The 20,681-nt window shown below is 49.9% G+C and carries 16 protein-coding genes, 1 tRNA gene and 3 other annotated features; of the genes, 8 read left to right on the top strand and 9 right to left on the bottom strand.

Annotated elements, in window-relative coordinates; translation table 11 throughout:
- Positions 1-16: 16 nt before the first annotated feature.
- Positions 17-784, top strand: a mobile genetic element.
- Both insA and insB read left to right on the top strand, forming a co-directional pair.
- Positions 72-347: an insertion element IS1 protein InsA gene (gene insA, locus SF1243; protein NP_707149.1), complete on the top strand. Its 276-nt coding sequence runs from the start codon at positions 72-74 to the stop codon at positions 345-347. (Overlaps the previous feature by 276 nt.)
- A complete protein-coding gene (gene insB / locus SF1242) occupies positions 374-769 on the top strand; it encodes an insertion element IS1 protein InsB (RefSeq protein NP_707148.1) in 396 nt (131 codons plus the stop codon). (Lies within the feature at positions 17-784.)
- A 351-nt stretch (positions 785-1,135) precedes the next feature.
- Here insB and ychE read toward each other — a convergent pair.
- Positions 1,136-1,783: a hypothetical protein gene (ychE, locus tag SF1241; RefSeq protein NP_707147.2), complete on the bottom strand. Its 648-nt coding sequence runs from the start codon at positions 1,781-1,783 to the stop codon at positions 1,136-1,138.
- 476 nt (positions 1,784-2,259) lie between these two features.
- On the opposite strand from ychE, the gene adhE reads away from it, so the two are divergent.
- Together adhE and SF1239 are read left to right on the top strand one after the other, a co-directional pair.
- A complete protein-coding gene (gene adhE, locus SF1240) occupies positions 2,260-4,935 on the top strand; it encodes a bifunctional acetaldehyde-CoA/alcohol dehydrogenase (protein ID NP_707146.1) in 2,676 nt (891 codons plus the stop codon).
- 40 nt (positions 4,936-4,975) lie between these two features.
- Positions 4,976-6,403 (top strand) — a mobile genetic element.
- Complete coding sequence (locus tag SF1239; protein ID NP_707145.1) at positions 5,043-6,389, top strand: insertion sequence IS4 transposase InsG; 1,347 nt, start codon at positions 5,043-5,045, stop codon at positions 6,387-6,389. (Overlaps the previous feature by 1,347 nt.)
- 271 nt (positions 6,404-6,674) lie before the next feature.
- Here SF1239 and tdk read toward each other — a convergent pair.
- Entirely contained in the window at positions 6,675-7,292 is a 618-nt protein-coding gene (tdk, locus tag SF1238; protein ID NP_707144.1) for a thymidine kinase, read from the bottom strand.
- 604 nt (positions 7,293-7,896) lie between these two features.
- On the opposite strand from tdk, the gene hns reads away from it, so the two are divergent.
- Positions 7,897-8,310: a global DNA-binding transcriptional dual regulator H-NS gene (hns, locus tag SF1237; RefSeq protein ID NP_707143.1), complete on the top strand. Its 414-nt coding sequence runs from the start codon at positions 7,897-7,899 to the stop codon at positions 8,308-8,310.
- 143 nt (positions 8,311-8,453) lie between these two features.
- Here hns and galU read toward each other — a convergent pair whose 3' ends face one another.
- The 3 genes from galU to ychK form a co-directional block, all read right to left on the bottom strand.
- A complete protein-coding gene (gene galU, locus SF1236) occupies positions 8,454-9,362 on the bottom strand; it encodes a UTP-glucose-1-phosphate uridylyltransferase (RefSeq protein ID NP_707142.1) in 909 nt (302 codons plus the stop codon).
- Positions 9,363-9,563: 201 nt separating this feature from the next.
- A complete protein-coding gene (hnr, locus tag SF1235) occupies positions 9,564-10,577 on the bottom strand; it encodes a response regulator of RpoS (RefSeq protein NP_707141.1) in 1,014 nt (337 codons plus the stop codon).
- A 91-nt stretch (positions 10,578-10,668) separates the two neighbouring features.
- Positions 10,669-11,574 carry a hypothetical protein gene (ychK, locus tag SF1234; RefSeq protein ID NP_707140.2) on the bottom strand — a complete coding sequence of 302 codons (906 nt, stop codon included), beginning with the start codon at positions 11,572-11,574 and terminating at the stop codon, positions 10,669-10,671.
- Positions 11,575-11,686: 112 nt separating this feature from the next.
- On the opposite strand from ychK, the gene ychJ reads away from it, so the two are divergent.
- The 3 genes from ychJ (at position 11,687) to SF4466 (ending at position 13,281) form a co-directional block, all read left to right on the top strand.
- Positions 11,687-12,145 (top strand): hypothetical protein, encoded by a 459-nt coding sequence (gene ychJ, locus SF1233; RefSeq protein NP_707139.5) that lies wholly within the window; start codon positions 11,687-11,689, stop codon positions 12,143-12,145.
- A 49-nt stretch (positions 12,146-12,194) separates the two neighbouring features.
- Positions 12,195-13,037: a formyltetrahydrofolate deformylase gene (gene purU / locus SF1232; protein ID NP_707138.1), complete on the top strand. Its 843-nt coding sequence runs from the start codon at positions 12,195-12,197 to the stop codon at positions 13,035-13,037.
- A gap of 157 nt (positions 13,038-13,194) precedes the next feature.
- Positions 13,195-13,635: a sequence feature (potential protein location (hypothetical protein SF1231 [Shigella flexneri 2a str. 301]) that overlaps RNA (tRNA-Y)), on the top strand.
- A tRNA-Tyr gene (locus SF4466) sits at positions 13,197-13,281 on the top strand. Its footprint overlaps the feature before it by 85 nt.
- 7 nt (positions 13,636-13,642) lie before the next feature.
- On the opposite strand, the gene narI is transcribed toward SF4466, so the two are convergent.
- The 4 genes from narI to narG are packed head-to-tail and all read right to left on the bottom strand — an operon-like array spanning position 13,643 to position 20,305.
- Positions 13,643-14,320: a nitrate reductase 1 cytochrome b(NR) subunit gamma gene (gene narI / locus SF1230; RefSeq protein NP_707136.1), complete on the bottom strand. Its 678-nt coding sequence runs from the start codon at positions 14,318-14,320 to the stop codon at positions 13,643-13,645.
- A complete protein-coding gene (gene narJ, locus SF1229; protein NP_707135.1) occupies positions 14,320-15,030 on the bottom strand; it encodes a nitrate reductase 1 subunit delta in 711 nt (236 codons plus the stop codon). The genes narI and narJ overlap by 1 nt, the downstream gene beginning before the upstream one ends.
- On the bottom strand, positions 15,027-16,565 hold the full coding sequence (narH, locus tag SF1228) for a nitrate reductase 1 subunit beta (RefSeq protein ID NP_707134.1): 1,539 nt from the start codon (positions 16,563-16,565) through the stop codon (positions 15,027-15,029). The genes narJ and narH overlap by 4 nt, the downstream gene beginning before the upstream one ends.
- Positions 16,562-20,305, bottom strand: coding sequence for a nitrate reductase 1 subunit alpha (gene narG / locus SF1227; protein ID NP_707133.1), 3,744 nt, complete (start codon positions 20,303-20,305; stop codon positions 16,562-16,564). The genes narH and narG overlap by 4 nt, the downstream gene beginning before the upstream one ends.
- Positions 20,306-20,681 lie beyond the last annotated feature (376 nt).

The following is a 20,681-nucleotide window of genomic DNA, read 5'->3' as shown; positions in this document are numbered from 1 at the left end:
AAACATCTTTCAATTCGGTAATGCTGCCAACTTACTGATTTAGTGTATGATGGTGATTTTAAGGTGCTTGCGTGGCTTCCATTTCCATCAGATGTCCTTCCTGCTCCGCTACTGAAGGCGTGGTGCGTAACGGCAAAAGCACTGCCGGACATCAGCGCTATCTCTGCTCTCATTGCCGTAAAACATGGCAACTACAGTTCACTTACACCGCCTCTCAGCCCGGTACGCACCAGAAAATCATTGATATGGCCATGAATGGCGTCGGATGTCGCGCCAGTGCACGCATTATGGGCGTTGGCCTCAACACGGTTTTACGTCACTTAAAAAACTCAGGCCGCAGTCGGTAACCTCGCGCATACAACCGGGCAGTGATGTGATTGTCTGCGCTGAAATGGACGAACATTGGGGCTACGTCGGTGCTAAATCACGTCAGCGCTGGCTGTTTTACGCGTATGACAGGATACGGAGGACGGTTGTGGCGCACGTCTTCGGTGAACGCACTCTGGCCACACTGGAGCGTCTTCTGAGCCTGCTGTCGGCCTTTGAGGTCGTGGTATGGATGACGGATGGCTGGCCGCTGTATGAATCACGCCTGAAGGGAAAGCTGCACGTTATCAGCAAGCGTTACACTCAGCGCATTGAGCGACATAATCTGAATCTGAGACAACATCTGGCAAGGCTGGGACGGAAGTCACTGTCGTTCTCAAAATCGGTGGAGCTGCATGACAAGGTCATCGGGCATTATCTGAACATAAAACACTATCAGTAAGTTGGAGTCATTACCTTTCAATTCAATCAAATAGAGATTGGCTAAGCATGTCTATCTTTTCTGATTACAGTTCCAGTAGTGAAATGCACAATAATTTAACAATTGATTATTATTTAGCACTTTCCTCTACCAAAGGCAGTGGAATTACTAATATCATTTCAATTATTCTTCAGCAAGCCCAGGATTATGATGTGGCGAAAATAACATGATGGTGAGGAGAAGCAGTTAAGGAAATCCTTATAACTAACTGTAATTTGAGAAGAATATTTTTACCTATTCCTTTTGCTTTTGATAACTGCGCGGGAACAAAGTAAAAATAATGACGAAGTAAACGGAGCATGGCAGCTCCGTTTCATTTGAAAGGAATTAATTAAGCAGGCCGGGGAAAATCCCCTTAATACCAGTAACGATAAATTCAATCCCCAATGCCATCAGCAATAGCCCCATAATACGCGTAATCACGTTGATGCCGGTCTGGCGTAAAACCCGTACCAGCCACGGTGCCATGCGGAACAATCCCCAGCAACATAAAGCGAACAATGCAATAGCCACAAAGAAACCAAACAGATAGCTAATGCTGTGATAACGCGTACCCCAGACGATGGTAGAACTGATCGCCCCTGGCCCCGCCATCAACGGCAACGCCAATGGCACCACACCAATACTTTCACGTACCGCGGTTTCTGATTTTTCTTGCTTGTTCTGTTTATCCTCGCCAAGCTTGCCGCTGATCATCGACATCGCTATCGTCACCACCAGGATGCCCCCGGCGATACGGAACGAATCAATTGATATACCAAAAAGTTGTAGAATCGTGTCGCCGAGAAAAAGCGAGATCCACAAGATAATGGCCACAGACAGGTTGGCTGTAAGGTTAGTTTTGTTTCGCGCTGCCGCTGTCTGATAACTGGTCATGCTGATAAAGACGGGAATAATCCCTACCGGGTTGACCAGCGCAAATAACCCGATGAAAAATTTGAAGTAAACGGGAAAATCAAAAAGGGTCTGAATCACGGTTCGCTCCGAAGCAAAAGCCGGATAATGTTAGCCATAAATAAGGTTGAAAAGACGCGCTGACAATACGCCTTTTGACAGCATTTTTCACCTCCTAACTACTTAAAATTGCTATCATTCGTTATTGTTATCTAGTTGTGCAAAACATGCTAATGTAGCCACCAAATCATACTACAATTTATTAACTGTTAGCTATAATGGCGAAAAGCGATGCTGAAAGGTGTCAGCTTTGCAAAAATTTGATTTGGATCACGTAATCAGTACCCAGAAGTGAGTAATCTTGCTTACGCCACCTGGAAGTGACGCATTAGAGATAATAACTCTAATGTTTAAACTCTTTTAGTAAATCACAGTGAGTGTGAGCGCGAGTAAGCTTTTGATTTTCATCGGTTAAGCAAATCATCACCGCACTGACTATACTCTCGTATTCGAGCAGATGATTTACTAAAAAAGTTTAACATTATCAGGAGAGCATTATGGCTGTTACTAATGTCGCTGAACTTAACGCACTCGTAGAGCGTGTAAAAAAAGCCCAGCGTGAATATGCCAGTTTCACTCAAGAGCAAGTAGACAAAATCTTCCGCGCCGCCGCTCTGGCTGCTGCAGATGCTCGAATCCCACTCGCGAAAATGGCCGTTGCCGAATCCGGCATGGGTATCGTCGAAGATAAAGTGATCAAAAACCACTTTGCTTCTGAATATATCTACAACGCCTATAAAGATGAAAAAACCTGTGGTGTTCTGTCTGAAGACGACACTTTTGGTACCATCACTATCGCTGAACCAATCGGTATTATTTGCGGTATCGTTCCGACCACTAACCCGACTTCAACTGCTATCTTCAAATCGCTGATCAGCCTGAAGACCCGTAACGCCATTATCTTCTCCCCGCACCCGCGTGCAAAAGATGCAACCAACAAAGCGGCTGATATCGTTCTGCAGGCTGCTATCGCTGCCGGTGCTCCGAAAGATCTGATCGGCTGGATCGATCAACCTTCTGTTGAACTGTCTAACGCACTGATGCACCACCCAGACATCAACCTGATCCTCGCGACTGGTGGTCCGGGCATGGTTAAAGCCGCATACAGCTCCGGTAAACCAGCTATCGGTGTAGGCGCGGGTAACACTCCAGTTGTTATTGATGAAACTGCTGATATCAAACGTGCAGTTGCATCTGTACTGATGTCCAAAACCTTCGACAACGGCGTAATCTGTGCTTCTGAACAGTCTGTTGTTGTTGTTGACTCTGTTTATGACGCAGTACGTGAACGTTTCGCAACCCACGGCGGCTATCTGTTGCAGGGTAAAGAGCTGAAAGCTGTTCAGGATGTTATCCTGAAAAATGGTGCGCTGAACGCGGCTATCGTTGGTCAGCCAGCCTATAAAATTGCTGAACTGGCAGGCTTCTCTGTACCAGAAAACACCAAGATTCTGATCGGTGAAGTGACCGTTGTTGATGAAAGCGAACCGTTCGCACATGAAAAACTGTCCCCGACTCTGGCAATGTACCGCGCTAAAGATTTCGAAGACGCGGTAGAAAAAGCAGAGAAACTGGTTGCTATGGGCGGTATCGGTCATACCTCTTGCCTGTACACTGACCAGGATAACCAACCGGCTCGCGTTTCTTACTTCGGTCAGAAAATGAAAACAGCTCGTATCCTGATTAACACCCCGGCTTCTCAGGGTGGTATCGGTGACCTGTATAACTTCAAACTCGCACCTTCCCTGACTCTGGGTTGTGGTTCCTGGGGTGGTAACTCCATCTCTGAAAACGTTGGTCCGAAACACCTGATCAACAAGAAAACCGTTGCTAAGCGAGCTGAAAACATGTTGTGGCACAAACTTCCGAAATCTATCTACTTCCGCCGTGGCTCCCTGCCAATCGCGCTGGATGAAGTGATTACTGATGGCCACAAACGTGCGCTCATCGTGACTGACCGCTTCCTGTTCAACAATGGTTATGCTGATCAGATCACTTCCGTACTGAAAGCAGCAGGCGTTGAAACTGAAGTCTTCTTCGAAGTAGAAGCGGACCCGACCCTGAGCATCGTTCGTAAAGGTGCAGAACTGGCAAACTCCTTCAAACCAGACGTGATTATCGCGCTGGGTGGTGGTTCCCCGATGGACGCCGCGAAGATCATGTGGGTTATGTACGAACATCCGGAAACTCACTTCGAAGAGCTGGCGCTGCGCTTTATGGATATCCGTAAACGTATCTACAAGTTCCCGAAAATGGGCGTGAAAGCGAAAATGATCGCTGTCACCACCACTTCTGGTACAGGTTCTGAAGTCACTCCGTTTGCGGTTGTAACTGACGACGCTACTGGTCAGAAATACCCGCTGGCGGACTATGCGCTGACCCCGGATATGGCGATTGTCGACGCCAACCTGGTTATGGACATGCCGAAGTCCCTGTGTGCTTTCGGTGGTCTGGACGCAGTAACTCACGCCATGGAAGCTTATGTTTCTGTACTGGCATCTGAGTTCTCTGATGGTCAGGCTCTGCAGGCACTGAAACTGCTGAAAGAATATCTGCCAGCGTCCTACCACGAAGGGTCTAAAAATCCGGTAGCGCGTGAACGTGTTCACAGTGCAGCAACTATCGCGGGTATCGCATTTGCGAACGCCTTCCTGGGTGTATGTCACTCAATGGCGCACAAACTGGGTTCCCAGTTCCATATTCCGCACGGTCTGGCAAACGCCCTGCTGATTTGTAACGTTATTCGCTACAATGCGAACGACAACCCGACCAAGCAGACTGCATTCAGCCAGTATGACCGTCCGCAGGCTCGCCGTCGTTATGCTGAAATTGCCGACCACCTGGGTCTGAGCGCACCGGGCGACCGTACTGCTGCTAAGATCGAGAAACTGCTGGCATGGCTGGAAACGCTGAAAGCTGAACTGGGTATTCCGAAATCTATCCGTGAAGCTGGCGTTCAGGAAGCAGACTTCCTGGCGAACGTGGATAAACTGTCTGAAGATGCATTCGATGACCAGTGCACCGGCGCTAACCCGCGTTACCCGCTGATCTCCGAGCTGAAACAGATTCTGCTGGATACCTACTACGGTCGTGATTATGTAGAAGATGAAACTGCAGCGAAAAAAGAAGCCGCTCCGGCTAAAGCTGAGAAAAAAGCGAAAAAATCCGCTTAATCAGTAGCGCTGTCTGGCAATATAAACGGCCCCTTCTGGGGTAATGCCGATCAGTTAAGGATCAGTTGACCGATCCAGTGGCTGTGTAAGAATCCGGAAACGCTCACTTGTTTCCGGATTTTTTTATGCACATTGGACAGGCTCTTGATCTGGTATCCCGTTACGATTCTCTGCGTAACCCACTGACTTCTCTGGGGGATTACCTCGACCCCGAACTCATCTCTCGTTGCCTTGCCGAATCAGGTACTGTAACGCTACGCAAGCGCCGTCTTCCCCTCGAAATGATGGTCTGGTGTATTGTTGGCATGGCGCTTGAGCGTAAAGAACCTCTTCACCAGATTGTGAATCGCCTGGACATCATGCTGCCGGGCAATCGCCCCTTCGTTGCCCCCAGTGCCGTTATTCAGGCCCGCCAGCGCCTGGGAAGTGAGGCTGTCCGCCGCGTGTTCACGAAAACAGCGCAGCTCTGGCATAACGCCACGCCGCATCCGCACTGGTGCGGCCTGACCCTGCTGGCCATCGATGGTGTGTTCTGGCGCACACCGGATACACCAGAGAACGATGCAGCCTTCCCCCGCCAGACACATGCCGGGAACCCGGCGCTCTACCCGCAGGTCAAAATGGTCTGCCAGATGGAACTGACCAGCCATCTGCTGACGGCTGCAGCCTTCGGCACGATGAAGAACAGCGAAAATGAGCTTGCTGAGCAACTTATAGAACAAACCGGCGATAACACTCTGACGTTAATGGATAAAGGTTATTACTCACTGGGACTGTTAAATGGCTGGAGCCTGGCGGGAGAACACCGCCACTGGATGATACCTCTCAGAAAGGGAGCGCAATATGAAGAGCTCAGAAAACTGGGTAAAGGCGATCATCTGGTGAAGCTGAAAACCAGCCCGCAGGCACGAAAAAAGTGGCCGGGACTGGGAAATGAAGTGACAGCCCGCCTGCTGACCGTGACGCGCAAAGGAAAAGTCTGCCATCTGCTGACGTCGATGACGGACGCCATGCGCTTCCCCGGAGGAGAAATGGCGGATCTGTACAGTCATCGCTGGGAAATCGAACTGGGATACAGGGAGATAAAACAGACGATGCAACTGAGCAGGCTGACGCTGAGAAGTAAAAAGCCGGAGCTTGTGGAGCAAGAGCTGTGGGGTGTCTTACTGGCTTATAATCTGGTGAGATATCAGATGATTAAAATGGCGGAACATCTGAAAGGTTACTGGCCGAATCAACTGAGTTTCTCAGAATCATGCGGAATGGTGATGAGAATGCTGATGACATTGCAGGGCGCTTCACCGGGACGTATACCGGAGCTGATGCGCGATCTTGCAAGTATGGGACAACTTGTGAAATTACCGACGAGAAGGGAAAGGGCCTTCCCGAGAGTGGTAAAGGAGAGGCCCTGGAAATACCCCACAGCTCCGAAAAAGAGCCAGTCAGTTGCTTAACTGACTGGCATTACCCCTTCTGGGGCCGTTTTTTTGTTTACCCAAAGCAACTTTTCCATAAACCGACAGCATTAGCCTTCATCATATTTGCGACGATGTATAACGCCTAAACACAGGGATATTGTACTTTACAGGTCACAAGTCAACGTCGGTGCTTAAGAGCCCTGTGAGGCGTATAGCGGCGTTAAAAAACTGCTGAGAAGGGTATATAGCCCGGAAGAAGTGCGTAAAACGAACTGACAGGATAAAAGTGCCCTGCTCACCCTGTCAGTAAAGAAATTCTTATTAATCGTGGCGATGCCTTTCCTGAATAGCCGTTAATGAGCCGACTTGTAACGCCTCTTTATAGTGTTTACGGCATACAGAAACGTATCGTTCATTACCACCAATTACCACCTGCTCACCTTCGTTATAAGGTCTGCCTGCTTGATCAAGACGCAGCACCATGCTTGCTTTACGGCCACAAAAACAGATGGTTTTTAATTCAACCAGTTTGTCGGACCATGCCAGTAAGTATTGGCTGCCAATAAATAATTCACCTCGAAAATCGGTACGTAAACCATAACAAAGTACGGGTATATCGAGTTGATCGACAACCTCCGATAATTCATATACTTGTTGTCTGGTTAAAAACTGGCATTCATCAACCAGTACGCAATGAATTGCCTGCTGTTCATGTTCCGCACGAATCTCATCAAATAATGATGAATTTTGGTTAAATAATTTTGCAGGCGATGACAAACCTATACGCGAACTGACTTTCCCGGCACCAAAGCGATCATCAATTTCTGCCGTATATACGACAGTGCGCATGCCGCGTTCCTGGTAATTGTATGAAGATTGCAACAATGCTGTAGACTTACCCGCATTCATTGCGGAATAGTAGAAATATAGCTGTGCCATCAGCCACAGGCCCTCAATGATATGAAATAAAGTTGGCTGGAGTTTATCATAATTCGTCAGTTTTTCAGCTCAACAGTATGCACAGAAGTGGGTATATGCGTTCTCCCTTACGAAGCCTTGCATAATCCTTCTGAGCTATCATTACAACTGCCTCGCTTGTTATAAGCGGGTAAATGACTGCTGGTAACTATTCACAATCTTTAACCTGTTGCGCAAGTAATAGCCCTCTGTTGACCTCCAGTAGATAGTGCAATACTAAGTCCATGCTCTTATTGCGAGTGTTCGACGTTTCATCATTCGCTGAATAGGTGATACTCGTAAACGCAGTTAATACGTAAGCCTGAAAGGTCGTCAGCTGACGATCATCTCCCCATAAAATGTGACATGAATCAGGAAGTTTTAACCTCACGTGCTGCGAAATCATCGGTGTAAATAGGGCTATATGCCGCGTCTTTTCTGGCTAATTTTATGAAAAGATATTTATTGGCGGCACAAAATAAAGAACAATTTTGAATTCCTTACATTCCTGGCTATTGCACAACTGAATTTAAGGCTCTATTATTACCTCAACAAACCACCCCAATATAAGTTTGAGATTACTACAATGAGCGAAGCACTTAAAATTCTGAACAACATCCGTACTCTTCGTGCGCAGGCAAGAGAATGTACACTTGAAACGCTGGAAGAAATGCTGGAAAAATTAGAAGTTGTTGTTAACGAACGTCGCGAAGAAGAAAGCGCGGCTGCTGCTGAAGTTGAAGAGCGCACTCGTAAGCTGCAGCAATATCGCGAAATGCTGATCGCTGACGGTATTGACCCGAACGAACTGCTGAATAGCCTTGCTGCCGTTAAATCTGGCACCAAAGCTAAACGTGCTCAGCGTCCGGCAAAATATAGCTACGTTGACGAAAACGGCGAAACTAAAACCTGGACTGGCCAAGGCCGTACTCCAGCTGTAATCAAAAAAGCAATGGATGAGCAAGGTAAATCCCTCGACGATTTCCTGATCAAGCAATAATCTTTTGTAGATTGCACTTGCTTAAAATCCCGCCAGCGGCGGGATTTTTTATTGTCCGGTTTAAGACAATTTAATAAGAATAAGCTATAAAAAAACGGCGTCGATTGCTCAACGCCGTTTCGTGGATAACACCGATACGGATGTTACTTCTTAATGCCCATCTCTTCTTCAAGCCAGGCTTTAAATTCCGTGCCAAGGGTGTTATGACGAATACCGTATTCAACGAAGGCCTGCATGTAACCTAATTTATTACCGCAGTCATGGCTCTTCCCTTTCATATGATAGGCTTCCACCGTTTCTTTTTCGATCAGCATATCAATTGCGTCGGTGAGCTGAATTTCATCACCAGCTCCCGGAGGGGTTTTTGCCAGCAACGGCCAAATATCCGCGCTAAGTACGTAACGACCCACAATAGCGAGATTAGACGGCGCAACATCCGCTTTCGGTTTTTCTACCACACCAACCATCGGTACGCTTTCACCCGGCGCTAATTCAACGCCTTTGCAATCCACAACGCCATATGCGGTCACATCAGCAACCGGTTCAACCATGATCTGGCTATGACCCGTTTCATCAAAGCGGCGGATCATCTCTGCCAGGTTATCCTGTGACAAATCGGATTCATATTCATCCAGAATAACATCAGGCAAAATAACAGCTACCGGTTCATCACCCACTACCGGGTGAGCACACAATACCGCGTGTCCCAGGCCTTTCGCCAGACCCTGACGAACTTGCATAATAGTCACGTGCGGTGGACAAATAGACTGCACTTCATCAAGCAGTTGACGTTTTACACGTTTTTCCAGCATTGCTTCCAGTTCAAAACTGGTATCAAAGTGGTTTTCAATAGAGTTTTTAGATGAGTGTGTAACCAGCACAATTTCAGTAATGCCAGCCGCAATACATTCATTCACGACGTATTGAATTAATGGCTTATCGACAAGTGGCAGCATCTCTTTCGGGATGGCTTTCGTCGCCGGCAACATCCTGGTTCCTAATCCCGCAACGGGGATAACGGCTTTTTTGACTTTCGTATTAATGGCAGCCATTTAAATTCTCCTGGACTGTTCGTGTTTTGAACGTGTTCATATTTCTGTATCGCATCCCAGTATATCAGCACCCCGAAGGGGCTAAGTTCTGAAAAGGAGGCGAGATAGCATAATTAAGACAATTACTTATACGAATGGCGACGATAGTACCACCAGCCGACATTAGCAGGTAATGCAAATTTAGCCCGCGTTATCGTTTGCTCATTCTGCAGACAACATCAAGCGCAGTCGACCACCGGTTCCCCATATTTGGCATTGCCAGGCATCGCATCGCTGGCTCAATTGATTCAAATAAGCGTTACCTAAAGTGCCTAACGGAACACCATTACTGATTTGCACCTGGTGTTCGCCGGTATTTAACGTCGCATTCAGACCCGCAGAAACCAGAATGAGATTTTTCAGTTCGCGATGATAATAGCCAACTAATAGCGGAAACTGCCCCGGCAGATTGGCCTGACGAAGTAAATGGTTTACCTGCTTCAATAACGCGCCCAACTCTGGCAACCGTTGATTTTGGTGTGCAAGCTGTTCCTGTAATAATCCGTTAAACAATGCGCGTAATAACAAGGCAGCAAGTACGCCATTATGTCCAGCTCGGGTGACATCAAGGCAATAAAATGCCAGATCGTTTTCCGAAAGTGCGGCAATATCAAGCACCAGGCCGGGTTTGTCCGCGGCAACCAATTGACGGTAATTAACCCGGCAATGGGAAATCACCTGCTGAACCGGCGGTTGTAGTTCCTGTAATAATTTCGCCGCTGCGGCAGGGTTATCAACCATTGCATCCCAGTCGCGAAAAAGCCTTTCCTCTTCCTCAACGCGCGAATTAAACATGCTGGGATAGAGACAGGCAAAAACCATCTCGCGCAAGCGATTCAGATCTTTAACTGGTTTCAGCAAAACATCTTCAACGCCCAGACGTAACGCTTTGGCAATATCTGCCATATTTTCAGTGGCAGATATCACCAGAACTGGGGTCTGGTCGCCTCTGTTACGTATATGCTCCAGCAGTTTAAGCCCGTTCATTCGTGGCATCGCGATATCACATATCATCAGGTCTGGAGTGAAACCTCCCAGCAACTCAAGGGCATCCACCCCATCAGCCGCCAGTACCGTTGTCGCTCCCAATGAGGAAAACCATGAATCCAGAAGCGAGCGAAATACCTGCTCATCTTCAACAATGAGAATCTGTTTTCCGACCAATGGCTGCGTCATGTTCTCTCCCCTGACTGGCTTTACTCAATAGTGGCATGCTATTGCCACCTGCGCCTGTCAGAATTAACTTAAGTGTAGATAAAAATTCTGGTCAAATGTTGGTGCGTACCAACGGCAAAAGTTCGTCCATTTTCCTTTCCACTGCCAGCTGTCCGGCCGCAATGGCAGCGTGCGCGCGATGGAAATCAAGCGTAGATATTTGCGGGCAAACAGGTTGAATCAGAATATCGGGCGGATCACCTGCCATGCGGTTCCTTTTAAGGCGGTTCTCCAACACCTGGATAGACGTGGTCATAATCTCTGTTGCCGTTGGCGCTGTCACAGCCCGACGTGTCGTTATGCTGCCTAACCTTTCTTTCAGACGCGCATGCCACGGTAGAGAATCACCATTCTCGCTATTTTCTTCACTGACATTAAAGGAGAGCAGATCTTGTTGCATCAAATGAGCATCGTGCTGCAGGTCGACCGCTATCACAATATCAGCCCCCAATGCACGCGTAAGAGAAATAGGAATTGGGTTAACTACTGCCCCATCAACCAGCCAGTAGCCGTTATGTGCAACGGGTGCCATGAGTCCTGGAATACTGCATGATGCGCGAATAGCAAGATGGAGATCGCCTTCAGTAAACCATAATTCACGCCCCGTACTTAAATTGGTGGCAACAGCCGCAAAGCGACGGGAACAATTTTCGATCTCTGTTTCCGGCATTATTTCGCGATATTGATTGAAGACACGCTCGCCGCGCAGTAACCCACCGCGCTGCCAGGAGAGGTCCATCAGGCGTAAAACGTCCCAATAACTGAAAGAGGTTACCCAATCTTCCAGCGCAGATAATCGATCGCATGCATAGGCCGCGCCCACCAGCGAACCAATTGAACATCCTGCAACGATATCAATTTCAATACCCACTTTTTTTAGCGCATTAATAACGCCAATATGCGACCAACCTCTCGCCGCGCCAGATCCCAGCGCCAGCCCTATTTTTATCTTTCTCATTATTCCCGCAAGATTCCCCTGGAATGCAATCGTAGCCACATCGCTACTGCTCGGTTAACATAGTGCTACTCAGGCGGTTAATACGCCGTTATTGTTTCCAGGGAGATTATTTGTGTCTCAGCTTTGTCCCTGTGGTAGTGCTGTCGAGTATAGCCTATGTTGCCACCCTTATGTGTCTGGTGAAAAGGTTGCACCTGATCCAGAACATCTCATGCGTTCGCGTTACTGCGCTTTTGTGATGCAAGACGCTGATTATTTAATAAAGACCTGGCATCCCTCTTGTGGAGCAGCGGCGTTACGTGCCGAATTGATGACCGGATTTGCGCATACTGAATGGTTGGGATTGACCGTATTTGAACATTGTTGGCAGGACGCCGACAATATCGGATTTGTCAGTTTTGTTGCTCGATTTACCGAAGGTGGCAAAACAGGTGCAATAATTGAACGTTCGCGATTTTTGAAAGAAAACGGTCAATGGTACTATATTGACGGTACACGTCCGCAGTTTGGTCGCAACGATCCCTGCCCTTGTGGTTCAGGTAAAAAATTTAAAAAGTGCTGCGGCCAATAATGGTTGACGGTACGGTTTAGCAAACACTCTCAACAAGGTTTTTCCAGCAATGCATTCACTCCAACGTAAAGTTCTGCGTACTATTTGTCCGGACCAAAAAGGTCTGATCGCACGTATTACCAATATTTGCTACAAGCACGAGTTAAATATCGTACAGAACAATGAATTTGTTGATCACCGTACCGGGCGCTTTTTTATGCGCACGGAACTGGAAGGGATTTTTAATGATTCCACCCTGCTGGCGGATCTCGATAGCGCATTGCCAGAAGGCTCCGTGCGTGAGCTGAATCCTGCCGGTCGTCGCCGGATAGTGATTCTGGTCACTAAAGAAGCGCATTGCCTTGGCGATTTGTTGATGAAAGCCAATTACGGCGGTCTGGATGTCGAAATCGCGGCAGTTATTGGTAACCACGATACTTTACGTTCTCTGGTTGAGCGTTTTGATATTCCGTTTGAGCTGGTAAGCCATGAAGGGTTAAGCCGCAACGAGCACGATCAAAAGATGGCGGACGCCATTGATGCTTATCAACCTGACTATGTGGTGCTGGCGAAGTATATGCGGGTATTAACGCCGGAATTTGTGGCACGCTTCCCGAATAAAATCATCAATATTCACCATTCATTCCTGCCTGCGTTTATCGGCGCACGTCCTTATCACCAGGCCTATGAACGTGGTGTGAAGATTATTGGCGCAACCGCTCACTATGTGAATGACAATCTGGACGAAGGCCCAATCATCATGCAGGACGTTATTCATGTCGATCATACCTACACAGCTGAAGATATGATGCGCGCAGGTCGTGACGTCGAGAAAAACGTCTTAAGTCGTGCGCTATACAAAGTACTGGCGCAACGCGTCTTTGTTTACGGTAATCGGACGATTATTCTTTAATCGCCAGCAAAAATAACTGGTTACCTTTAATCCGTTACGGATGAAAATTACGCAACCAGTTCATTTTTCTCAACGTAACACTTTACAGCGGCGCGTCATTTGATATGATGCGCCCCGCTTCCCGATAAGGGAGCAGGCTAGTAAAAAGCATTACCCCGTGGTGGGGTTCCCGAGCGGCCAAAGGGAGCAGACTGTAAATCTGCCGTCATCGACTTCGAAGGTTCGAATCCTTCCCCCACCACCATCACTTTCAAAAGCCCCGGAATTCTCAAACGAATCTGCAATCAAATATTCTGCCCAAGCGGGGAAGGATGAGAAGCTTCGACCAAGGTTCGACTTGAGCGCCAGCGAGAGAGCGTTGCCGCAGGCAACGACCCGAAGGGCGAAGCGCGCAGCGCTGAGTAATCCTTCCCCCACCACCATCGCTTCCTTGAATAATCAAAACCTGTTACTCCGAGCTAATTTTGCCCGATGGCACCACGTTTACCGGGCCTACAATATCCTCCCCTGTAGGTCGGATAAGCGAAGCGCATCCGACAACTCACCCCGCACCGTGCCCATAAAAAAACCCCGCCGAAGCAGGGTCTATGTGAACTAAAATTCGTTTAGTGACGAGCGCGCACCAGCTGGTACTTACGTGTCAGATACTCCACCGGTACGCTCCAGATGTGTACCAGACGCGAGAACGGGAACAGCAGGAATAACGTCATCCCCAGCACCAGGTGCAGACGGAAGATAAACGCCACACCATCGAGGTGTTGAGAAGCGCCACCGTGGAAGGTCACCACCGACTGCGCCCAGCCAACCAGTTTCATCATCTCGCTACCGTCCATATGCTGAGCGGAGAACGGAATGGTCAGCAGGCCCAGCGTGCACTGGATAACGAGCAGCGACAGGATCAGGATATCCGCTCCGGTAGTGGTTGCACGCACGCGTGGGCTGAACATACGACGTTTCAGCAAAAGCACGCCGCCAATCAGACACAGCACGCCGCTGGCACCACCAGCAAACATCGCCATTTTCTGTTTCACTTCAATCGGCAGCCAGGCTTCATACATCCAGTGCGGCGTCAACATACCGAAGAAGTGACCGACAAAAATCCCCAGAATACCGATATGGAACAGGTTCGACGCCAGGTTCATCCCTTTGCGATCCAGCATCTGGCTGGACGCCGCGCGCCAGGTGTACTGCCCGTAGTCATAACGCAGCCAGCTACCAATCAGGAAGACCGCCCCGGCTATGTACGGGTAGATATCAAAGAAGAACATATTCAGGAATTGCATTAGTGCTGTCCTCCGGTGGTGATATTCAGATATTGCGGCGCGACGGCACCGGCAAAGCGACGCTGATGAGCAGTGATTGCTGAATCACCGCAGCCTTTGTCAGCAAAGAATTTAACCTGCTCTTCTTCCCAGACAGCATCCAGCGCCTGCGGCGTATCATCGCGCGCTTCGTCGGCAATTTTTTCCGCCACTTTGTCGCTGTCGATAGCGGTATTGGCCAATTTCAGCAGCAGATCAAACATCACGGCATAACGGCTTTCACGCTGTTGCAGACGCGCGCTCAGCAATGCCAGAATCGGCGCGATATCTTTCAAACCTTCCACGGCTTCGCTTTGCGGCAGCTGCGACAGGTACTCCAGATACAGCGGCAGATGGTCCGGTAATTCGCGGCTGTTTAACTGCAAGCCGTGCTGCTCGTACTGCGCCAGCAGGTCCACCATCGCCTGGCCGCGGTCACGGGATTCACCGTGAACATGTTCAAATAGCAACAGTGACGTGGCACGGCCACGGTCGAACAGTTCGCTGTACTGGACCTGGGCATCGAGCGGATCCATCGCCGTTAAATCGCGCAGGAAAATGCCCAGCGCATGGGCATCTTCTTTCGACAGATTTTTCGACGCAGCAATCGCCTCAAACATCTCTTGTTGATGCTGCCATAAGGCAGCATCCGGATATTCAAGGAGACGCGATACAATCACGAGTTCGATCATGGATGCGGCTCCGTTTTGCTGGTCACATCGATGGCATCGATACGACGGCTGTTGAACAGATTGAATTTGGTATCTGAGCCGTGGCAGCCATCACCAAAGGTAAAGCCGCAGCCATTTTTCTCCGGGAAGGCTTCCCGTGCCAGTTCACGATGACTACTCGGCACCACAAAGCGATCTTCGTAGTTAGCAATCGCCAGATAACGGTACATCTCCTGTGCCTGGGCTTCGGTCAGACCGACCTCTTCCAGCGCACGGGTATCAACTTTACCGTCAACAGTTTCAGCACGTTTGTAATGACGCATCGCCAGCATACGTTTCAGCGCACGCAGTATCGGTTTGGTATCACCGGCGGTCAGCAGATTCGCCAGATACTGTACCGGAATACGCAAGCTTTCGACGTCTGGCAGAATTCCGTTGCTGCCCAGCTCGCCCGCGTCTGCTGCAGACTGAATCGGAGACAGAGGCGGCACGTACCAGACCATCGGCAGTGTGCGATATTCTGGATGCAGCGGCAGCGCCAGTTTCCATTCCATCGCCATTTTATAAACCGGCGACTGCTGTGCAGCTTCAATAACGCTCAGCGGAATACCGTCTTTAATCGCCTGCTCGATGACTTTCGGATCGTTCGGATCGAGGAACACGTCCAGCTGACGCTGGTAGAGATCTTTCTCGTTCTCGGTGCTGGCTGCACGTTCAATCGCGTCGGCATCGTACAGCAGCACGCCAAGATAACGGATACGACCGACACAGGTTTCTGAGCACACGGTCGGCTGACCCGCTTCAATACGCGGATAGCAGAAGATGCACTTCTCAGACTTACCGCTCTTCCAGTTGAAGTAGATTTTTTTGTACGGGCATCCGGTGATGCACATACGCCAGCCACGGCATTTATCCTGGTCGATCAGGACGATGCCATCTTCTTCACGCTTGTAAATCGCACCGCTCGGGCAGGTCGCCACACATGCCGGGTTCAGGCAGTGTTCGCACAGGCGCGGCAAATACATCATAAAGGTGTTTTCGAACTGGCTATACATCGCCTTCTGGATGTTGTCGAAGTTCTTGTCTTTCGCCAGTTTATCAAACTCACCGCCCAGGTCATCTTCCCAGTTCGGCCCTTTTTCGATTTTCGCCATCCGTTCCCCGGTAATCAGCGAACGCGGACGGGCAATCGGCTGCGATTTGCTGCCTTCCGGCGCGGTATGCAGGTTCTGATAATCAAAATCGAACGGCTCGTAATAATCGTCGATCCCCGGCAGATGCGGGTTAGCAAAGATTTTACCCAGCAGCATGGCTCGGTTACCCATGCGCGGTTGCAGTTTGCCATTGATTTTACGGATCCAGCCGCCTTTGTATTTTTCCTGGTTTTCCCAGTCAGTCGGGAAGCCCTGGCCCGGCTTGGTTTCCACGTTGTTGAACCACGCGTATTCCACGCCTTCACGGCTGGTCCAGACGTTTTTACAGGTAACTGAACAGGTGTGGCAGCCGATGCACTTATCGAGATTCAGCACCATGCCGACTTGTGAACGAATTTTCATTTTACGCTCTCCTGTACCTGGTCATTGCCTTCGCCATCTAACCAGTCAATGTTCTTCATCTTACGCACTACAACAAACTCATCGCGGTTAGAACCTACGGTGCCGTAGTAGTTAAAGCCGTATGCCAGATGGGCATAGCCGCCGATCATATGCGTCGGTTTCGGCGTGATACGGGTGACCGAGTTATGGATACCACCACGCTGTTGGGTAATTTCCGAACCAGGCAGGTTAACGATACGTTCCTGCGCGTGGTACATCATGGTCATCCCTGCCGGAACACGCTGGCTGACAACCGCACGGGCAGTCAGTGCACCGTTGCTGTTGAAGACTTCAATCCAGTCGTTATCGGCGATACCCAGATCTTTGGCATCGGCTTCACTCAACCAGACCACCGGACCACCGCGACCTAAAGTCAGCATCAGCAGGTTGTCGCTGTAGGTGGAGTGGATACCCCACTTCTGGTGCGGCGTCAGGAAGTTGAGCGCTTTTTCCGGGTTGCCGTTGGATTTCTGGCCTATCACTTCTTTCACCGAACGGGTGTCGATCGGCGGACGATAAACCAGCAGGCTTTCACCGAAATCACGCATCCACTGGTGATCCTGATACAGTTGCTGACGACCAGAGAGCGTACGCCATGGGATCAGCTCGTGAACGTTGGTGTAACCGGCGTTGTAAGAAACGTGTTCATCTTCCAGACCAGACCAGGTCGGGCTGGAGATAATTTTGCGCGGCTGTGCCTGAATATCGCGGAAGCGGATCTTCTCGTCTTCTTTATTCAGCGCCAGATGCGTATGGTCACGACCGGTAAATTCGCTCAGGGCAGCCCAGGCTTTCACGGCTACCTGACCGTTGGTTTCCGGTGCCAGCGTCAGGATCATCTCTGCCGCATCAATTGCGGTGTTCAGCATCGGCTGGCCTTTTGCCGGACCTTCCGCTTTGGTGTAGTTGAGCTTACGCAGCAGATCCATCTCGCTCTGGGTGTTCCAGGCAATCCCTTTACCGCCGTTACCGATTTTCTCCATCAGCGGGCCGATAGAGGTAAAGCGTTCGTAAGTTGCCGGATAATCGCGCTCTACGACCATAATGTGCGGTGCAGTTTTGCCTGGGATCAGGTCGCATTCGCCTTTTTTCCAGTCTTTCACATCCAGCGGCTGCGCCAGTTCAGCGGCAGAGTCGTGCTGGATAGGCAGCGTGACGATGTCGGTTTCTTTACCCAGATAGCCGACGCACACTTCGGAGAATTTCTTCGCGATGGCTTTGTAGATTTCCCAGTCGCTTTTCGCTTCCCAGGCCGGATCGACCGCCGCAGACAGCGGGTGAATAAACGGATGCATATCCGAAGTATTCATGTCGTCTTTTTCGTACCAGGTCGCCGTCGGCAAAATGATGTCGGAATAGAGACAGGTGCTCGACAGACGGAAGTCCAGCGTAACCACCAGATCCAGCTTGCCTTCCAGACCATTGTCCTGCCAGTCCACTTCTTCCGGCTTCACGCCGCCCTGTTGCCCCAGATCTTTACCCTGGATACCGTGCTCCGTCCCCAGCAGGTACTTGAGCATAAACTCATGACCTTTACCGGAAGAACCGAGCAGGTTAGAACGCCAGATGAACAGGTTGCGCGGGTGGTTTTTACCGTTTTCTGGTTGTTCTGCCGCAAAACGGATGGAACCCTCTTTCAGGGATTTCACCGTATAGTCCACCGGATTCATCCCGGCTTTTTCCGCTTCGCCAGCGATAGTCAGCGGGTTAGTGCCTAACTGCGGTGCAGACGGCAGCCAGCCCATGCGTTCCGCACGGACGTTAAAGTCGATCAAGTGTCCGGTATAGCGGGATTTGTCCGCCATCGGTGACAGCAACTCTTCCGCCGTGACGGTTTCATAACGCCACTGGCTGGAGTGGTTATAGAAATAAGAAGTGCTGTTCATGTGACGCGCCGGACGCTGCCAGTCAAGGGCAAACGCCAGCGGCTGCCAGCCGGTTTGCGGACGCAGTTTTTCCTGACCTACATAGTGCGCCCAGCCGCCCCCGCTCTGACCGACACAGCCGCAGAAAATCAGCATGTTGATCAGACCACGATAGTTCATATCGAGGTGATACCAGTGGTTCAGCCCCGCACCGACGATAATCATCGAACGACCGTGCGTTTTATCAGCGTTATCGGCAAATTCACGGGCGATGCGAATAATCTGGCTGCGAGAAACGCCGGTAATCTGCTCGGCCCAGGCCGGGGTATAAGCTTTCACATCGTCATAGCTGGTTGCACAGTTAACGTCGTTCAGGCCACGTTCCAGACCGTAGTTTGCCAGCGTCAGATCATAAACGGTGGTCACCAGGGCGGTGCTGCCATCAGCCAGTTGCAGGCGTTTCACCGGCAGTTTGTGCAGCAGCACGTTTTCCAGTTCCACTTTGTTGAAGTGTTCCGTGCCGTCGCCACCAAAGTACGGGAAGCCTACCTCAGCGATCTCATCCTGGCTACCCAGCAGGCTCAGTTGCAGCTCGGTTTCTTCGCCAGTTTTGCCGTCGCGCTGCTCAAGATTCCATTTGCCCTTCTCGCCCCAGCGGAAGCCAATAGAACCGTTCGGCGCAACCATTTCGCCATTGGTATTAAAGGCGACAGTTTTCCATTCCGGATTGTTTTCCTGGCCCAGCGCATCAACCAGATCAGCAGCGCGCAGCATACGACCTGCAGCGTAGTAACCGTCGCGTTCTTCCAGCATCACCAGCATCGGCATGTCGGTGTAGCGACGCACATAGTCGGTGAAATACTGGCTTGGGTTGTCGAGGTGGAATTCACGCAGCATTACGTGGCCCATCGCCAGCGCCATTGCCGCATCGGTGCCCTGTTTCGGTGCCAGCCACAGATCGCACAGTTTGGCGATTTCAGCGTAGTCTGGTGTGACGGCAACAGTTTTGGTGCCTTTGTAACGCACTTCAGTAAAGAAGTGAGCATCCGGGGTACGCGTCTGCGGCACGTTTGAACCCCAGGCGATGATGTAGCTGGAGTTATACCAGTCAGCAGATTCCGGTACGTCAGTTTGCTCGCCCCAGGTTTGCGGAGACGCAGGAGGCAGGTAACAGTACCAGTCGTAGAAGCTTAAGCAAGTACCGCCAATCAGCGAGAGATAGCGTGCACCCGATGCGTAAGAAACCATCGACATTGCCGGAATTGGCGAGAAACCAGCAACACGGTCCGGGCCGTAGTTTTTGATGGTGTAAACGTTAGATGCGGCGATCAGTTCGTTCACCTCCTGCCAAGAAGAACGAACAAATCCACCGCGTCCACGCGCCTGCTTAAAGCTTTTCGCTTTATCGGCGTCTTCAATGATAGAAGCCCATGCCTCAACCGGATCGCTATGCAGCGCCTTCGCTTCACGCCACATTTTCATCAGGCGTTTGCGCATCATCGGGTATTTCAGGCGGTTGGCACTGTAAAGATACCAGGAGTAGCTGGCACCGCGCGGGCAGCCGCGAGGTTCATGGTTTGGCAGATCCGGACGGGTACGCGGATAGTCAGTCTGCTGGGTTTCCCAGGTGACCAGACCGTTTTTGACGTAGATTTTCCAGCTGCAGGAGCCGGTGCAGTTTACCCCGTGGGTAGAGCGGACGATTTTGTCATGCTGCCAACGCTGGCGATATCCATCCTCCCAGTCACGGTTGGTATTGAGAAGCTGGCCATGCCCATCGGCAAAGGTTTCACCCTTCTGTTTGAAGTAGCGAAACCGGTCCAGGAATTTACTCATCGGTTTTCTCCTGTGGGAGCCTGTCGGCCCTCTGATAAATCGACATTGCTAATGTTTAAGGGCAAGGTAACGCTCTGAAACAGCGTGGGAATTGATAACGATCAAGAGTGATGGGGATGAAAAATAAAGTAAATTCCTAAGATACCCCTTTAGGATAATTAACAGTTACAGCATAACATGCTGTAAATTAAGACGTTTTATACCTATAGTTATTTAAACTATTAAGATTTTTATGCAAATGGGTATTAAGGAGTATTCCCCATGGGTAACATATTAATGGCTCTTAATGAAATCCGGCGAAATAAGCCATATAACACTAATATGTTGTAACTAAATGACGCATAAAAAAAGCGCGGCATCATGCCGCGCAAAGGAT

It is taken from the genome of Shigella flexneri 2a str. 301, from assembly GCF_000006925.2.
In the GTDB taxonomy this organism is placed as follows: domain Bacteria; phylum Pseudomonadota; class Gammaproteobacteria; order Enterobacterales; family Enterobacteriaceae; genus ECMA0423.
This window is presented reverse-complemented; position numbering and strand designations above follow the sequence as displayed.

What these genes read in the sequence shown, in the direction of transcription:
- hnr (NP_707141.1), bottom strand. Translation starts at nt 10,577, where the DNA reads ATGACGCAGCCATTGGTCGGAAAACAGATTCTCATTGTTGAAGATGAG.
- narG (NP_707133.1), bottom strand. Translation starts at nt 20,305, where the DNA reads ATGAGTAAATTCCTGGACCGGTTTCGCTACTTCAAACAGAAGGGTGAA.
- narH (NP_707134.1), bottom strand. Translation starts at nt 16,565, where the DNA reads ATGAAAATTCGTTCACAAGTCGGCATGGTGCTGAATCTCGATAAGTGC.
- narI (NP_707136.1), bottom strand. Translation starts at nt 14,320, where the DNA reads ATGCAATTCCTGAATATGTTCTTCTTTGATATCTACCCGTACATAGCC.
- ychK (NP_707140.2), bottom strand. Translation starts at nt 11,574, where the DNA reads ATGAGAAAGATAAAAATAGGGCTGGCGCTGGGATCTGGCGCGGCGAGA.
- galU (NP_707142.1), bottom strand. Translation starts at nt 9,362, where the DNA reads ATGGCTGCCATTAATACGAAAGTCAAAAAAGCCGTTATCCCCGTTGCG.
- purU (NP_707138.1), top strand. Translation starts at nt 12,195, where the DNA reads ATGCATTCACTCCAACGTAAAGTTCTGCGTACTATTTGTCCGGACCAA.
- hns (NP_707143.1), top strand. Translation starts at nt 7,897, where the DNA reads ATGAGCGAAGCACTTAAAATTCTGAACAACATCCGTACTCTTCGTGCG.
- adhE (NP_707146.1), top strand. Translation starts at nt 2,260, where the DNA reads ATGGCTGTTACTAATGTCGCTGAACTTAACGCACTCGTAGAGCGTGTA.
- tdk (NP_707144.1), bottom strand. Translation starts at nt 7,292, where the DNA reads ATGGCACAGCTATATTTCTACTATTCCGCAATGAATGCGGGTAAGTCT.
- narJ (NP_707135.1), bottom strand. Translation starts at nt 15,030, where the DNA reads ATGATCGAACTCGTGATTGTATCGCGTCTCCTTGAATATCCGGATGCT.